The organism is Staphylococcus microti, assembly GCF_000934465.1.
GTDB lineage: Bacteria > Bacillota > Bacilli > Staphylococcales > Staphylococcaceae > Staphylococcus > Staphylococcus microti.
Genome location: NZ_JXWY01000001.1, coordinates 1 through 16,831, shown reverse-complemented (window position 1 = coordinate 16,831; position 16,831 = coordinate 1). Strand labels below are relative to the sequence as shown.

Annotated in this window: 14 protein-coding genes; 5 read left to right on the top strand and 9 right to left on the bottom strand. The window is 38.4% G+C overall.

Features of this window, described 5'->3' with window-relative positions; translation table 11 throughout:
- Window positions 1-8: 8 nt before the first annotated feature.
- The 4 genes from allD (TP70_RS00070) to allC are packed head-to-tail and all read right to left on the bottom strand — an operon-like array spanning window position 9 to window position 4,154.
- Complete coding sequence (gene allD, locus TP70_RS00070) at window positions 9-1,058, bottom strand: ureidoglycolate dehydrogenase (protein WP_044358456.1); 1,050 nt, start codon at window positions 1,056-1,058, stop codon at window positions 9-11.
- A 27-nt stretch (window positions 1,059-1,085) separates the two neighbouring features.
- Window positions 1,086-2,102: an ureidoglycolate dehydrogenase gene (gene allD, locus TP70_RS00065; RefSeq protein WP_044358455.1), complete on the bottom strand. Its 1,017-nt coding sequence runs from the start codon at window positions 2,100-2,102 to the stop codon at window positions 1,086-1,088.
- An 18-nt stretch (window positions 2,103-2,120) separates the two neighbouring features.
- Entirely contained in the window at window positions 2,121-2,912 is a 792-nt protein-coding gene (allE, locus tag TP70_RS00060; protein ID WP_044358454.1) for a (S)-ureidoglycine aminohydrolase, read from the bottom strand.
- Between the two features lie 18 nt (window positions 2,913-2,930).
- Window positions 2,931-4,154, bottom strand: coding sequence for an allantoate deiminase (gene allC, locus TP70_RS00055; RefSeq protein ID WP_044358453.1), 1,224 nt, complete (start codon window positions 4,152-4,154; stop codon window positions 2,931-2,933).
- Window positions 4,155-4,333: 179 nt separating this feature from the next.
- Here allC and TP70_RS00050 point away from each other — a divergent pair, with 179 nt between their 5' ends.
- Complete coding sequence (locus TP70_RS00050) at window positions 4,334-5,122, top strand: alpha/beta hydrolase (protein WP_044358452.1); 789 nt, start codon at window positions 4,334-4,336, stop codon at window positions 5,120-5,122.
- Entirely contained in the window at window positions 5,122-6,360 is a 1,239-nt protein-coding gene (locus TP70_RS00045; protein ID WP_044358451.1) for a Zn-dependent hydrolase, read from the top strand. The genes TP70_RS00050 and TP70_RS00045 overlap by 1 nt, the downstream gene beginning before the upstream one ends.
- A gap of 48 nt (window positions 6,361-6,408) precedes the next feature.
- Here the strand turns inward: TP70_RS00045 and allB are convergent, their stop codons facing one another.
- Window positions 6,409-7,692, bottom strand: coding sequence for an allantoinase AllB (gene allB / locus TP70_RS00040; RefSeq protein WP_044358450.1), 1,284 nt, complete (start codon window positions 7,690-7,692; stop codon window positions 6,409-6,411).
- Window positions 7,682-9,142, bottom strand: coding sequence for an allantoin permease (gene allW / locus TP70_RS00035; RefSeq protein WP_044358449.1), 1,461 nt, complete (start codon window positions 9,140-9,142; stop codon window positions 7,682-7,684). Before allW ends, allB begins: the two co-directional genes overlap by 11 nt.
- Before the next feature lie 141 nt (window positions 9,143-9,283).
- Here allW and TP70_RS00030 point away from each other — a divergent pair, with 141 nt between their 5' ends.
- Together TP70_RS00030 and TP70_RS00025 are read left to right on the top strand one after the other, a co-directional pair.
- Window positions 9,284-10,888 (top strand): PucR family transcriptional regulator, encoded by a 1,605-nt coding sequence (locus TP70_RS00030; RefSeq protein ID WP_044358448.1) that lies wholly within the window; start codon window positions 9,284-9,286, stop codon window positions 10,886-10,888.
- Between the two features lie 109 nt (window positions 10,889-10,997).
- Complete coding sequence (locus TP70_RS00025) at window positions 10,998-12,239, top strand: MFS transporter (RefSeq protein ID WP_044358447.1); 1,242 nt, start codon at window positions 10,998-11,000, stop codon at window positions 12,237-12,239.
- A gap of 128 nt (window positions 12,240-12,367) precedes the next feature.
- On the opposite strand, the gene TP70_RS00020 is transcribed toward TP70_RS00025, so the two are convergent.
- The 3 genes from TP70_RS00020 to TP70_RS00010 all read right to left on the bottom strand — a co-directional run bounded on the left by TP70_RS00020 (window position 12,368) and on the right by TP70_RS00010 (window position 15,443).
- Entirely contained in the window at window positions 12,368-13,123 is a 756-nt protein-coding gene (locus tag TP70_RS00020; RefSeq protein ID WP_044358446.1) for a hypothetical protein, read from the bottom strand.
- 302 nt (window positions 13,124-13,425) lie between these two features.
- The gene (locus TP70_RS00015) at window positions 13,426-14,730 is read right to left on the bottom strand and encodes a YjiH family protein (protein WP_052502839.1); all 1,305 of its coding nucleotides are present in this window, start codon (window positions 14,728-14,730) and stop codon (window positions 13,426-13,428) included.
- A 29-nt stretch (window positions 14,731-14,759) separates the two neighbouring features.
- Window positions 14,760-15,443 carry a flavin reductase family protein gene (locus TP70_RS00010; protein WP_044358443.1) on the bottom strand — a complete coding sequence of 228 codons (684 nt, stop codon included), beginning with the start codon at window positions 15,441-15,443 and terminating at the stop codon, window positions 14,760-14,762.
- Window positions 15,444-15,649: 206 nt separating this feature from the next.
- Here TP70_RS00010 and TP70_RS00005 point away from each other — a divergent pair, with 206 nt between their 5' ends.
- Window positions 15,650-16,441 (top strand): hypothetical protein, encoded by a 792-nt coding sequence (locus tag TP70_RS00005; RefSeq protein ID WP_044358441.1) that lies wholly within the window; start codon window positions 15,650-15,652, stop codon window positions 16,439-16,441.
- Window positions 16,442-16,831: the final 390 nt, after the last annotated feature.

The window sequence follows — 16,831 nt, the reverse complement described above, 5'->3', positions numbered from 1 at the left end:
CTCCTTTATTATTCTGCAAATCGATTCTTGCCATGATATCTGTCATAATGCACGTCATCACTCATTAAATAGTCGTAAATATCATCTGGTATTTCGATGCCGTGTTTATCATAATTTTCAGCACGCAACTTACCGCGTTCACCCGGATAATACACTTCATCATATCCTTGTGCGGCAGGCTGTTGCTTCAATTCATTTAACATCGTTGAAATCTGTGTTTTAAACTGCTTTGGATCTGTAAAGAACGCTGGATTGATCACGATGTGTAACTGTCCCAAATCGCGTCCTTTCGTCAAGTCTGCATACATAGATGAAACGTGAATGCCTTGAGGTAGGCCAAGTAAAGCGCCAGAGAGGATGTCGACCATCATCATCAAACCATAGCCTTTCGGACCAGCCACTGGTAAAAGGGCATGCACATCTCGAGAATTCGTTGTTGGTACGCCTGCAGCATCAACTGCCCATGTATTCGGAATGTCTTTCCCTTTACTACGCGCATCGAGAATTTTGCCCCACGCCTGTACTGTCGTTGCCATATCAAATGTAATAATGCGTTCGTCATCCGTTGGGCAACTAAATGCGATTGGGTTCGTGCCAAAGTATGGCTCTGTGCCACCAAAAGGCACGACCATTGGATCTGATTGACAGACACTGATTGCGACCATACCTTCTTGCGCTGCTTTTTCAACAAAATATCCTAAAGCACCGCTATGCGAAATCGCTTTTACACCTACAACTGCAATACCGTTATCTTTCGCCATAGCAATCGCTTCTTCCATCGCATATAACGCTGCTTCGTGTCCAGGTCCATTGTCTCCATGATAAATAGCAGAAGCTGGTCCTGTTTTTTCCAAGCGATAGTTCGGCTGTACCGTAATACCGCCTTTTGCAATTCTTTCTGCATAATATTCCACACGAACGGCGCCATGCGAATGAATACCTCTATGATCCGCAAAGACTAAAACATCTGCGACATGCCCAGCAGACACATCTTGTAGTCCTGCCTTCATTAACTTTTCTTTGATTAACTTAAATAACTGTTCCTTCGTCACTCTCACAGTGATGACCCCTCTCTATTGCAATACTTACTTCGTTAAATAGTCATAGATTTCTTTGGCAACGGGGATGCCGCTTGCTTCATATTTAGCAATGACCGCTTCTTGAATTTCTCCAGGATAGTACACTTGATCAAAGCCTTTCGCAGGTGGTATCGCATGTAATTCATCAACCATTTGTGAGACTTGTGCTAAGAAATGCGCTTTATCTCCAAAAAATGCTGGGTTAATGACAATATGCAATTGCCCAAGCTTGCGATATTCTGATAAGTCTTTGTACATAGATGTCACATGTTGTCCAAATGGCAAGCCAAGTAATGATCCAGATAAAATATCAATCATCATCATAAGGCCGTAACCTTTTGGACCTGCAACTGGCAATAACGCTGCAACATCATTTGGATTCGTCGTCGGTTCGCCTTGCGCATCTACAGCCCAAGTATCAGGAATGCTTTTCCCTTTACTTCGCGCATCCAAGATTTTGCCCCATGCTTGTACTGTCGTTGCCATATCAAAAATAATCGGTTTGCCATCTTTTTTCGGTGTCCCAAAAGCAATAGGGTTCGTACCAAAGTAAGGTTTTGTCCCACCAAATGGCACAACCATCGGATCTGATTGACACACTGTCAATGCAACCATGCCTTCTAAAGCAGCTTGTTGCGCATAGTAGCCGATTGCACCGCTATGTCCCATTTCTTTTACACCAACGACTGCCACGCCTTTATCTTTCGCCATGGCAATCGCTTCTTCCATCGCTTGATAAGCAACATAGTGACCAATTGCATTGTCACCGTAATAAATACCGCTACACGGCCCCGTCTTCTCAAACTTCAATTCTGGATTTAGATTGAAACCTTTTGCTTGAATACGATTTGAATAGTATTCTGCTCTCACCGCACCGTGAGAATGAATGCCACGTTCATCCGCAAAGATCATCAAATCCGCTGTTTTTTCAGCAAACTTTTCCGGCAGACCCGAATTAACTAACTGTGTTAAAAATAATTGTCGTAATTCATCTCGCTGAACATACACTAATTCTTCTGCCACGATAATAGCCCCTTTCTACTAAAGTTCAATGTCTCTATTCGCATCTTTAGAATAGATATACGCAAACGGCTCATCTAATCCAATCGCATACGTTGCTTGTGGTGAGTACGCACCCATAAAGATGTAGTCGCCTTTATCTACAGGAATCCAGTTTTTATCAAGGTTATACATACCTCTACCACTCAATACATACGCACCGTGTTCTTGTACATGTGTTTCAATATAACCATGTGATGCACCTGGTTTGAACGATAAAATGTGGAAGTTCATATCGAATTCTAAAGATTTAGGGAGTAAGTCTTGAATTAACACTTCCTCCATACCTTCATATGCTTCCGGTTCAATATCATTGACGTTGCCGACTACGATGTCCGGTTTACCAACATTTTCCGCTTCTTGATAGCGTTTTTTATACAAGAACAGACGACTGTCTTCGCCACCATTGTTGTTTTCAAATGTTAATTGAAGATGTGGTGGGACATACAAGTAACCGCCTTGTGTTAAATCATATGATTGACCGTCTACTTTTGCTGTAATCGCACCGTAAACGACATAAACAAACGTTTGAATCCCGTTACCGCCAAAGCCTTGTTTGTTACCGCCTTGATTTTTAACCGTTACTAAATAGTCAACGAATCGTGCGCCTAATCTTGGTGAACCTAAAATAGTCATATCGCAATCTTCAAATCCTGGTACAACGTTGTTGACTAAGCCGTCTGGTGTAATTAATGCAAAGTTGTCTTTTTTAATGACTGATCTTGTTTCTAATAATTCTTCTCTATAACCTTGTTTGTGATTTAAATAGCCCACGTACAATCGCTCCTTCTTCTAATATGCTAATTTGTGTAATACGCTCGCTAATACTTCGATACCTTTTACTAAATCTTCTACGTTTGTTTCTTCTTCAACGTTATGTGAAATACCTTTAATAGACGGTACAAAAATCATGCCTGTTGGTACGTGTTTCGCAAAGATTTGAGAATCGTGTCCAGCACCTGATGGCATCACTTTATACGCTTGTCCAGCCACTTCTTCGGCAGCTAACTCAACATTTTTAATAATGTCGTCGTCCATTAATGTTGGTTCTTCATCCATCCATAAATTGATATTCACGTCCATACCACGTTGTTGTGCGACTTCTTTAATGGTTGCTTCTACTTCATCCGCAAAATCATTCAGTGCCGCTTGATCAATGTGTCGGCAGTCTACTGAGAACTCTACTTCACCCGGCACAACGTTCACGGTATTCGGTACAGGCGTTACATGACCAAACGTCAATACAAGCGGATCACCAATTTCTTCCGCTCTTTTCACAAGACGTTGTACAATTTCTGTAAATGCAACGACTGCATCTTTTCTAAGTCCCATTGGTGTCGTACCTGCATGGTTCGCTTCACCTTTTAAATTAATCGTATAGCGTTTTTGCCCAACGATACCTGTCACAACACCGATTGATTTTTCTTCTGTTTCAAGCACTTTACCTTGCTCAATGTGCATTTCGACAAATGCTTTAATATCGTCACGAACAGCGTCATCTTGTCTGAAATCAAAGCCAGATTGACGCATTGCATCTGTAAATTTCACACCTTCTGCATCTGCAATCTCTTCTACATCTTTTTTATCTGCGAGATTGAAGAAGTTTTTACTCCCCCAGAATGTGTATGGGAAGCGACTGCCTTCTTCTTCCGCTAAAGATAATACCTCTAAAGACTTTTTCGGTTGGCCATATTTTTCGACTAAATATTTCATTGCGATAATGGCAGATAAAATACCGAACTGTCCGTCTAAGTGACCGCCTTCAACAACCGTATCTATATGTGAACCAGACATGATTGTTTCTTCAGGATGTTCACTCCCTTCGATACGACCTGTCAGGTTACCGACGTCATCAAACGACACTTCAAAGCCTTCCTCTTTTAGAAGTGTTTCCAATGCACGGACTGCTTCCGTCCACTCATCCGAATATAATAATCGTGTAATACCGCCACCTTGAAGGCCACCATAACTAGTAAATTGTTGATCTAAACTTTCAAACATTGTACGAATATCCACAGCATTTACCTCCTCGTTTTATCTTCTACTTTAATTCTATACCGCCAGTAGGGATTATTCTTTGACACTTCAGATAATACTCTCGCTACTTTTTATACAAGTTATACAAATATTTTTTAGAATTATCGCCGTATACTAAAGTCAGGGAAGTAGCTTCAAATAGAGAAAGAGGTGTATGTATGCAAGAAGTTCATATTTATAGCGGAGACACGTATACACTCAAAGGCACTTTGTATCGTGCACAAACGACATGTCAACGTATATTGATTTATTTTCACGGAGGTGGCTTAATATTCGGTCAACGCAATGATTTACCGACAGAATATATCGACGTCATCACGCAATACTACCATTTATTAACAGTGGATTATCGCTTGCTACCAGAAGCGAACTTTCAAAACATACTGGAAGACTTGCAACATATTCATACATACGTTAATACTTATGATATGGAAGTATATTGTATGGGACGTTCTGCAGGTGGCTTTTTAAGTTTAATTTATGCGAGCCAATATCCGACCCAAGGCGTCATCGACTTTTACGGCTTTTATGATGTAAGTCATCCTGATTTTAAAGCGATACCGAAAAATCATCTTAACGTAACAGCACTACTCACTGACGACATTAAAACACAATTTACACAACCAACCGTCTCAACGTGCATCCCGCCACATCCTAGATATCTCTTATACCTCTATTACAGACATTGCGGGCTATGGCCAACGATCATCGACTATCACATTGATACATCTGCACTCACCAAGTTACCAAAACTATTCATTGCACATGCAAGCGATGATCCGGACGTACCGATTACTTATAGTGAAAACTTAACGAAAATCAATCCAAATGCAACACTCGTGAAAATCAACAGTGACGCCCATCAATTCGATGAAACTGTGACCCATGAAACACTGAAAATCTATCATCAAGCATGTGCATTTATTAAAAATGAGGAGGCGTTGTAATGAACATACATCGCATATTATCAACCTTAAACAGCTTTAATAATTTAGGCATTAGCACGAAGTTAGATGGCATCAATCGTCTTGCATTTACACATAACGAAAGACTGGCCGCACTGAAATTCTCCATGTACTGTCAAGAACTCGGCATGACCGTCTACTTCGACAAAGTCGGAAACGTCATCGCACGACGCGACGGGAAATACAATGATTTGCCGCCCGTTGTTATCGGTTCACATATTGATACCGTACCTGAGGGCGGGCAGTATGACGGCCTGCTAGGTGTTGTCGGCGCACTAGAAGTGGTACGCCATCTTAACGACATCAACTTCATCACCGATCATCCGATTGAAATTATCGCCTTTAGTTGCGAAGAATCTGCACGCTTTAACGTCGCAACGATCGGCAGCAAATATTTGTGCGGTATGTTAAACGAAGAAGATATGAAAACAATCCAAGACAAAGACGGGCAAACTTTACTAGACGTCGTGCAATCCATGACCTCTACCGAACCGAGAAAAGCCCCTCACACCGATAAGATGAAAGCTTTTCTTGAATTACACATCGAACAAGGCCCTATTTTAGAAAACAAAAATAAAGAAATTGGGATTGTCACACATATTGCAGCACCTGAACGTTTTAAAGTGAAATTGACAGGTACAACGAGCCATTCCGGTTCAACACCTATGCCGATGCGTAAAGACGCCATGACTTGCGCCGCAGAGATTATTCTTCAAGTTGAGTGTATCGCCAACAACTACCATCATGACGGCATTGTCGCAACGGTTGGTGGCGTCAATGTCACACCAAACACGATGAACGCCGTACCCGGTGATGTTCAACTTTTAATTGATGTCCGTGGCATCGACAAAGATGTTCGTACGACTGTCGTGAACGAAATCATGACGCAAATTCATACAATTACAAGCACGCGCAACATTCATGTCAATATCGATTCTCTCGGTCAAGACACACCCGTTGCATTATCAGAAAAAATCGCCGACATTATTGAAGAAAAAGCCAAACTACAAAAACGGACGTATCACAAAATGTTTAGTGGTGCCGGCCACGATGCGATGAATATGGCACATCTGTGTCCTACGAGTATGATTTTTATTCCTTGTAAAGACGGGATTAGTCACTCACCACAAGAATCCGTCACAACACAACAAATCGAAAATGGGATTAGCATCTTGATTGATACAGCAATCGAAGTTGCATCTTCTAACATAAAACTTTAAAAGCCCAGCTGGCGTGTCGTGCCAGCTGAGCTTTTTTATGCTGTTTCATTATTTTTTAATAAATTGACCTACAAATTCTGATAATAAACCTTTTTCTTGTTCATACGTTGTTTGCCCGCGTAAAATCGTTCTCACAACTTGCGCACCAATTTCTCTGCCTACATATGGGCTAATTTGATGTCTGTATGCTAAATCTTCTGCTTTTAATGTGTAAGGTGCATCACGTTTAATCAATACGAAGTCTGCATCTTTACCTTCTTTAATGCTACCTTTTTCTTTAAGATCGAATCTTTCTGCTGGGTTTTTAGCAATAATTTCTGCAAAGCGTATTAAAGACATATCGCGTTTTTGAACACCTTCATCAAATAACACATCAACGTTATTTTGTACGCCTGCAATACCGCCCCACGCTTCAAACGCATTGTCTTTATCTTTTAATTCAGGATTACATGGTGAGTGGTCACTCGTTACAAAGTCAATGTCATCTAACTCTTCTTTGTAGAAATACAAGTAGTGTGTGCATGTTTCACATGTAACGTCTACGCCTTCTTTTTGTGCTTTCACAATCGCTTCGACACCTTCTTCACATGCAACGTGTACGATGTGAATACGACAACCCGTTTCTTTCGCGAATAAAATTAATTTTTGAATCGGCTCAACTTCTGTAAATGCTGGTCGGCTATCCACATAAGCAGCCATCGTTGTTTCACCATTTTTGTAAGCAATCTCGCCTAATTTATCCGTAATCGCAGCATTTTCAGCATGGATAGATAAGATTTTGCCTGTTTTCGCAATTTGTTTCATACCTTCATACAGTGAATAGTCATCCACATTCATGAAATCTCCATCAATCGAACGGTCACCACATGTCGCAACGAAACATTTGTATGCGACAACACCATCTTCATCCAGTTCTTGGATACCACCATCAAGATTGTATGGCACCAAACCACCATAACTTGCGACATCAACCGCTAACTTACCTTCACCCGCCGCATATTTCACTTGGATTGATTCATGATCTGTCGTCGCAGGCACTTGGTTTAACGGCATTTCAATAATCGTTGTAACGCCACCTTTAGCCGAACCACGTGTGCCTGTTTCATAACCTTCCCAATCATCACGATAACCGCCACCCGGCTCTGTAATATGCACGTGCGCATCAATCATACCCGGCGATACAATAAGTCCTTTCGCATCAATCACTTCAGCTGCGTCGCCTAAGTCCGTACCAATTTCAGCAATCTTGCCGTCTTTAATACCTACTTCAACCTCTTTCGCTTCATCTTCTAAAATTACAAGCCCATTTTTAATTAAAGTATCAAACTTCATGTTGTTTCACCTGTCCTTTTCCCAATTTTTTTAATATTAGATATAGAACTGCTGCTGTTATAAAGCCAATGAACCAAGATAAATCAGAAATTAATTTCAAACCTGGAATAAAACCCGAAAATGATACAAGCACACCGACAATCGTTGCAATATACGCTTTTTTGTTTAAACGCTCAAGGTCTGCTGGTGGATTGTTTGTATCGAAATACAGTTTATCCAAGTCGACTTCTTTATGAATGACGCGATAGAAATGGGCAACCATCACACCCGCAACTGGGCCGAGAATCGCACCGATTAAATTTAGAAACATAAAGATACTATCGCTGTTTTCCATCATTTTCCAAGGCATGATGATGACACTAATAACAGCGGCAATGATAACACCGCGTTTATAAGTGATTACTTTTGGTAACAGCGCACTTAATTGATACGCCGCTGGAATAATATTACTTGTCGCATTTGTAGAAATCGTCGTCATCAGTAACACGCCAACTGCAAAAATAATTGCGATCAAGCTATCCCACTTACCGATAATATGAAGAATATTCCACTCTTGTTTACCAGTAAAAATAGAAGCACCGATTAAAATACATACACTTGAAATCGCAAATAAAATATGTGCCACAACAACACTACCAATTTGTCCAACGACTTGTGCTTTCGTAGATTTCGCACTTTGTGTAAAGTCCGCTACACTCGCACCAGGCGCTGCCCATACCGCAATCAATGAATTCATAACGACTAAAAAGCCTAAAATCACTGGATAGGATGCATGCGTATTGTTCGTTAAATCATAAGCGAGAATGTTGCTAAAACCACCGCCTACTTTGACACCCCATATCGCCATACCACCAAAAATGATATAGATCAGCGGATTTAAAACCGCCGTAAATTTATTTAAAATAGCACCCCCACCAAAACCGATGGCGAAGTTAATCAACCAAAAAATGAAAAATGCAATGGCCGCAGATGCTGTTAAGCCTAAAAACTCACCACTCCCACCAATATCTGAGAAACCTGGGAAAATCTTGTCTAATAATACAATTAAAGCCAATGCCCCCGCGTATGTTTGTAAACCGAACCATGCAATACCTGCTACCACACCACGCAAGATACCTGGGAGTTTAGCCCCCATATCGCCATACGTTAACCTCAGATGCATCGCAAAAGGAATGCCATATTTCGATCCTGCATAACCATTTGCCGCCAATAAGATGCCAATCGCCACAGAACTGATGACTAATGCTATCATAATCTGTAGTGGGGATAGTCCCAACAGCAAAAAGCCACCCACTGCCGTATAGTTAGGAATATTGTGTACAGCACCCATCCACAGCGTAAAATAGTTAAAAGTATTAAAGTTACGTTGCTCTGGTGTCTTCGGCATAATATCTTTGTTATACCCGCGTTGCTCATAGAATGAAATCGGTCTATTATCAATACGATCCATTTCAAGCCTCCTTTAAAACTTTTAGAAGGATCCTCTCTTTATTAAAATGTACTATTGTGTGCGCTTACATTCTATGACAGAATAAACATATAAAATATTTTTTTAGTCATTTTTGACAATTTTTTGGGAGATGATAAGAATATGGCAACATTAAAAGACATTTTGGACATCGAACTCTTTTCAGGATTAAAGCTCATTAACGCCCAAGGAGATTTGAACAGATATGTAGAATTTGTAGATATTACGGAAACACCTGACATCAAAGACTATATTGCTGAAAACACGTTATTACTCACAACAGCCATGGTTTACCAAGACAATCAAAAAGGGTTGATACAGCTCATTAACGACTTGCATAGCGTGAATGTCGCAGGAGTGGGTATTAAACTTTCGCGATTTTTACACAAAATTGATCAAGAAGTTATCGACCATGCGAACAAACTCAACTTCCCGATTATCGAGATTCCATATTATTGGAAATTAGGCGCTATCACACATGAAATCGCCGCATATATCGCAGACGACGAAAACGACAAACTCAACTTTGCGATTGATTTACAACAAAAAATGAACAAAATGATTATCAACGAATATACGATTGATAAAATTATCGAACAGCTATCTAAACTCATCAAAGCACCCATCTTACTGATTAACCCGTTTCTAAGCATCGAAAGCCAAAGTTTATATTTCAAAAATAAACCCGGCGAAGCACGACAGTATTTGAAGAAATTCACCGACAACTACAATCACGAAACCAAAGAAGTGACATTCGATGAAAACGAGTACGGTGTGTTCGAAGTCCCTGCATTTACATACTTCCCGTACTACATCATGATTTTAGAAATTCAAAAATTAAGCTATCCATTCAGCTACCTTGCAATTGAACAAGCCGTTAACGTACTCAGCTTCGCCATTTATAAAGAAAACCGTATACTGGCCCAGCAACAAGAAGACACCAACCAATTTTTCGAATCACTTATGAAGACAAAAGACAGTTCGCCCATTGATATGAGCCAAAACCCTGACTTCTTCCAAAACTACCACTTAAGACAATCCAACTACTATCAAATCATCATTTGTGGGGTAGACCGAGAAGACGGCATGGAGAATAGCGTCTACCTTAGCGAACGTTATCAAATGACCTTCATTTGGCTCAAAGAAATGCTAGAAAACATCGACGATAACATCAGCATTTACGGGCTCAGAAACAACTATAAATTCGTTATATTAATGCAGAAAAAGCATGAAAATTATATAGAATACTGTAAGTTTTTGCAGAAAGAATATAAGAAATTCTTTAACAGTTCACTCTCATTCGGCATAGGTAACCAAGTGACAGACTTTAAACAAATCACATTGTCCTTTATCGAAGCAAACGAAGTCTATGACACACATAATGAAAGCTATCTCAGAGAATTTATCGAAATCTATCGTTCAAAAAGCGTAGAAGAACTGCTACAACTCATTCCTGTCGACAAACTGAGACCTTTCGTCAATTACACACTGGGGCCACTCGCCTATCCACAAAAAGTGAAAGATAAAGAATTGAAAAAAACATTAAAAGTGTATATGGAGAATCAATGCGATATTACAAAAACCGCTTCATTAATGTTCATACATCGAAACACCGTGAAATACCGCATTAACAAATGTGAGGAAATGTTAAATATGGACATTAGCGATCCAGAAAACTCATTAGACATTCGACTCGCCATTTTCACATCCGAACATCTAACGCTATAATTTGGCTGAATTAGACATAATATGAAACATCTTTGTCCAATTATACCAATGTGATCCTTCATCAATTCCACTATCCTTGAGATACACACATATATCTAAGGAGGATATCATGATGAACAACATAAAGTATGACGAAAATTATTATAAAAAGATTATTTTCGCCCTCGTTCTAGGTTGGGTTGCTATATGGATTTATAGAACAATCTTAACGCCCATATATCCACAAATCCAAGAATCACTTGGCAACATTAGCGACGCACAAATGGGCTTAGTCGCTTCTATCTACTTCTTTGCGTACACAGGGATGCAAATACCATCCGGCGCACTCGTAGATAAATTCGGCCAGAAAAAAGTACTGATTCCTGCCTTTTTAGGATTTGCAGCTGCAGCCTTAATCATCGGAACGAGCAGCACCATCATGCAAGTCTATATCGGGGCACTCGTAGCAGGGATTTCAACAGGTTCTTATTATGGCGCGGCATATTCACTGTCAGCCAAACATATGCCAAAAGAGAAAAAATCATTCTCAAACGCCATTATTAACAGCGGTTCAGCATTAGGGATGGTTATCGGACTCGTCGGTTCATCCGTCCTAGTTGCAGGCATGAACATTCAATGGAACTACATGCTATACATGACAGCCGTCATCATCATAGCCGTCACATTCATCTTCATGCTCTTTATTAAAAGCGACAAATACGATCAACAAATTGCCGTGAAAAAAGAAGAAAACGTTGCAGTCGTAGACACACCCGCAGAAGACGTATCACTCTTCGCACCGAAACAACTCGCAACATACTTCGTTTACTTTGCAACATGTTACGGCTACTACATGATTGTGACATGGTTGCCATCATTCTTAGTATCAGAAAAAGGGTTCGCCCAATCATCAGTAGGCTATGTAGCCGCACTCGTTGCCGTCACAGCCATTCCGGGCGCACTCTTCTTCTCAAAATACATCGACAAACACGGCGACCAACGTTTAAAACTGATTTTATTCTTATTACTCGCAGCAGCGATTACAATCAGTTTAACCGTATTCGCACCAAACCCAACCGTGCTTTACATCGCACTCGTCCTCTACGGATTATTAGGTAAACTGGCCATCGACCCCGTGTTGATCACATTCGTATCTGATTCCGTATCACAAGACAGAGTCGCAAAAGCACTCGGAACCTTTAACTTCTTCGGTATGGCATCATCCGTTGTCGCACCATGGTTAACAGGCTACATCAGTGACCTTACAGGCTCGAAAGTATTGGCATTCTATATCGCTGCCATTCTATTATTAATCGCAACAATTATTTTCTACCTCGTTGTATACGTACGCGAGCAACGTGTTGCGAAATAACATTTGGGACTCTCTCTTATAGAAGAGTTTATATACTTCTCTCTAAATCTATTAAACCCCCAAGCAGTGCATGTGTTGTGCATTGGTTGGGGTTTTTTGGGGTTTTAAATTTTTGAACGCTAAAAACGCTATGATTTGATTATTGCCACCTGTTTTTTGCTAATTATTTTTGATTTAAATTTGTTGTATGTTCCAGAAGATTGCCAGTTCCCAGCAACCACTAAAATCTTATCCTTGTTATTATATATTTCTGTTCTAATTGCTTTATAGATTGTTTCATCTGAAAACGATAATATAAATGTATATTTTTTGGAGTTAATAGGCGCTACTAAATAAACTTCTTTCTTTTTATTGTCATATATTTGCCCGTCTACAGTCGCTTCAACTAACTTATTCCCAAAACAACCTTTGGGATATCTGTATTGACTCCTATCGTCTAAAATCATTTCACCTATTTCTTTACCAGCATATTTATCCCTAACAGATAGACTTTTACACAAAGCGTACATTTGTCTTAATGTTTTTATTGAGTGAATACCCGGTTCACCAGTCCCGTGTGTAGTAGAACTACTTGTTGACGATGATGTTTTTGTTGCGCATAAAAGATTATCTATTGCATCGTCAAAAACAAATTTTGATTCATCATAGTTGTTTGAATCAAACTCTGAAACACTAGTTCCATATGGACACTTTAAATCATGTTTTGAATTAGATTTTGTAGCTCTAAAATAAGCGTTTTTACTACCATCGATTGCACAAATATATAGTTCAGCATTACACCTAGGGTTTGGGCAATAAAAACGCGTATTTCTATCCTCTTCAATTACTTGATTTGAACGAATGATCTTTTGTCTTTCTTCATCTCTAAATGCAAATTTAGCCATATATATTCCTCCTATCACTCACTTTTCGTACTACATTTCTATGCACCTTACCATCTTCTCAAATTCCAACATTACTACCGCGCTTCATTTCATCTTTTATTGAATAGGCTATTCATTTGAATTATATCAAACTCTATCTCGAATTAAACATTGCTATTTTGAAATGACATTACCTCAAAAATTTCTATTCAATGTAATGAATTTATCCTAAACAATACTCAGACGAAAATAGATATTCTAGAACCGAATATCCCCATACCCTGTTCTAAAATATCTATACGTTTCATATAAAATTCTGCTTGTTATCCCAAGAACAAAAATGCTAATGGTGTCACGATGATTAGACTTAGTACTGAGCGTTCAAACCAAATAATGACGAGGTCTTGTATTTTTAATGGTATGTGTGTTGATAACATGCTTGGTACACTTGCTGAGAAGAATATAATTGTTGAAACGGATACGACTGCAATAATGAATTTGGTCACTAATGGTGCACCGATAACAATCAGTGATGGCAAGAACATTTCTGTAATGCCAATGGCTGTACCTTTTGCTGCTAGAAATGGCTCCGGTATTTGTAACAATGCGGTTAATGGATAAAATACATATGCGCCGTAGTTAAAGACGGGTGTGTATTCGGCAATCAACATAAAGATGAGTCCTATTGATAAGATCGTTGGCAATATGCTCATCGACATGAGTACACCTTCTTTAAAGTTTTGCCATACATTTTTAAATAAATGTGGAGCTTCTTTAACTGTTGTTAATCCTCTTGTCCATGCGAGTGACACTTTACTTTTAAATGTGAGATCACTCAAGTCTTCTTCAATTTCTGGTGTATCATAATAGTCTGTACTCATTCGGCTAATCGGTGGTATTCTCGTCGTAATCGCTGTTACCACAAATGTCACAAACAGTGTCACGAAGAAATACAAGTTCCAATGTGACATTAAATCTAAAGTTTTCGCAATAACTACCATAAAAGCCACTGTTACAGTCGAGAAGCCTGTCGCTATAATGACTGCTTCTTTATGGTTGTATTTTCCTTCACGGTATTCTTTGTCTGTGATTAATAAACCTACCGCAAAGCTTGCGACGAATGAAGCGAGTGCGTTTACTGCTGCGCGACCTGGCACATGCCATACGGGTTTCATAATACGTTGTGTGAACACGCCTACAAATTCAAATAAGCCATAACTGACTAAAAATGTGAGAAAAGCAGCACCAATGGGTACGGTGAGCCCAACCGGTACAACAAGATAGTCATACAAGTAGAGTCCTGTCTTTTCGCTGACAAACCAATCTGGTCCAATTTTAAAGAATAGCAAAATACCGATAACTGCACCTAAAACTTTAAAAAAGATGAAACTTGTGGCGATTTTCCCCTTTTGCCAATCTTTTTGAATAAATGGCAATATACCACCACAAATAATGACAATTAAAATAAGTACTTTAGTTAAAGTGGCTAAATGTTGCTGAAACAGTGTAACGACATAATCTAAAGGTATCGATGTTGAACCATTCACTGTGATTGGTATAAAGAAAAAGATAATACCAATCAAACTGTAAATTATAAACTGCAGTTGATAACTTAATTTTTCTTTCATTCCCCCATCTCCCCTCGATGGTTCAACCATTATTCAGTTTTATTATCAAAATTGCGTCCTTCTAATCCTGCAAGTTCTTCTTTCGTTGCGGCTGGTGCTTTCATTTCAAAGATTTCATCTACAACGGTGTAATCATAGTAGCCAAGACGTGCAATTGGACGAATGGATTTAATATCCAACTTTCCATTATCTAAAATTACGTTGTCATCGATATGTACTTGCGCAATACGCCCAATCACAATATCTACCGTTGATACAGGATCTCCTGTTGGAATTCGGATTGTTTGTACATACTCACACTCAAAATGTACCGGTGACTCTTTGACACGATAACCAGGCGCTTCGATACACGCTTCTTTTGTCACGCCTGCAAATTCAAATTCATCATCTTCAGGTGGTAATGCTTTAGATGATAAATTGACAGCTTCTCGTAAATCATATGTCGCCATATTCCAAACAAACCAACCAGTCTCTTCAGCATTCTTCACAGTATCTTTACGCTCATGATTACCCAATACCGACTGATTCGCCGCAAACATAACCATAGGCGGATCCCAAGTTAAGTTTTGATACTGACTATAGGGCGCTAAATTATCCTTACCATCCTTTGAAACCGTAGAAATCCAACCAATCGGACGTGGCACCGTGCTACTCTTGAAAGGATCATGTGGCAAACCGTGACTTCTAACCCCTTGCTTTGGTGAATATTCCATAACAACTCCCCCTTGAATATATGATTTCCTTTAATCTACCAAAGAGTGTAATAAGTGTCTAATACATAAATTTTATAAGTTTATAGGAGGATTTGATAAGTGGAGTTTACAAGTGTCTCTTTTCTCTTGTATCAATCAACTTATAAACATTGCTTCTATTAAACCTATTGTATATAATATCTTTAATATTAGAGGAGATGATTATAATGTTAATCAAATCGCTTATAACTGAATTTCAAAAATTTGGATATCATTCTGATTTCACACCTTTTTTTATCTTTATCTTTATACTTTATTTAGTTATAACTTTATTTGATACTAACAAAATTATAAAGGGTATTAAAAAAAGCGATGTATACTTAAAAAGCTTTATTTTTATATTAGTGACAATACTGATGACTATTTTTATATTAGCGCTTAATTATATAATTTGGCTTAAGATACCAAAAGATAAAGAAATAATGTTTATTTATTTTTATTTATTTTTATTTGTGTTATCTTCTATCTTATTCTTAGTTTTTTCATTAATTTTTTCGAGTTATGAAAAATCTAAAGTTTTTTATAATTTGACCCAAAAATCTAAATTTGATTACAATACAAGCAAGGAAATTGCCAAAAAGGAGTACGACATAATCAAAACTATTTCCTTGAAATATAATGAATCTAAGCAAGTAGGGGATAAATCAATATTTACTAAAGAAAAAAACAAAGAAAAGGCACAAAAAGATGAAATTAAAAACTTAAAAAAGAAAAATTTTAAAATTTTACGAGTAACACAAATCTACTTACATTTATTACGTTCACTATATTTTATTTCTATACTTTTTAATTCAGTCCTTATCTTATCAATGATTAATACAGGGTTCGACTATGTACTTACATTTCTTGTTTGTTCAATTAGTGTAATTCAAATTCTGACATGTATTACTACAGCAAACAATATGTACAATTATGACCACTTAAAAAATTATTCAATTAACGATAATAAGAGTAAATAGGTTTTATAACCAATGGCCAAAAGCCAATGCAAATATGTATTGAAACCCAAAACTTGTACTTTAGACAATGAAATTTTCTTTTCAATTAAAAAAGTTGAATCGCACTTCAATAACAGCACTACTCTCAACCACTAAAGCATACTAATATTGTTAAAGACACAGTTAGTAATGTAAGAAAACGATAATTAAATATTGTTAGTTTTCCTATATTAACATTTCCTACTACCAAGCCTGTAACGGACTTTCAACGTCAAGTTATTACCCATGCCAGGCGCACCAAAAAAGGGGCTGGGACATAGGCATCCAGTTTCTTTGATAAAAAGTCGTTAAAATTCAGTTTTGGGATTTTAACGACTTTTTTATCTTATGTATAAACAAAAAACTAGCACT

Excerpts from the sequence above, each read along its gene's own strand:
- TP70_RS00050 (WP_044358452.1), top strand. The coding sequence starts at position 4,334 with ATGCAAGAAGTTCATATTTATAGCGGAGACACGTATACACTCAAAGGC.
- TP70_RS00045 (WP_044358451.1), top strand. The coding sequence starts at position 5,122 with ATGAACATACATCGCATATTATCAACCTTAAACAGCTTTAATAATTTA.
- allB (WP_044358450.1), bottom strand. The coding sequence starts at position 7,692 with ATGAAGTTTGATACTTTAATTAAAAATGGGCTTGTAATTTTAGAAGAT.
- allW (WP_044358449.1), bottom strand. The coding sequence starts at position 9,142 with ATGGATCGTATTGATAATAGACCGATTTCATTCTATGAGCAACGCGGG.
- TP70_RS00030 (WP_044358448.1), top strand. The coding sequence starts at position 9,284 with ATGGCAACATTAAAAGACATTTTGGACATCGAACTCTTTTCAGGATTA.
- TP70_RS00025 (WP_044358447.1), top strand. The coding sequence starts at position 10,998 with ATGATGAACAACATAAAGTATGACGAAAATTATTATAAAAAGATTATT.
- TP70_RS00020 (WP_044358446.1), bottom strand. The coding sequence starts at position 13,123 with ATGGCTAAATTTGCATTTAGAGATGAAGAAAGACAAAAGATCATTCGT.
- TP70_RS00015 (WP_052502839.1), bottom strand. The coding sequence starts at position 14,730 with ATGAAAGAAAAATTAAGTTATCAACTGCAGTTTATAATTTACAGTTTG.
- TP70_RS00010 (WP_044358443.1), bottom strand. The coding sequence starts at position 15,443 with ATGGAATATTCACCAAAGCAAGGGGTTAGAAGTCACGGTTTGCCACAT.
- TP70_RS00005 (WP_044358441.1), top strand. The coding sequence starts at position 15,650 with ATGTTAATCAAATCGCTTATAACTGAATTTCAAAAATTTGGATATCAT.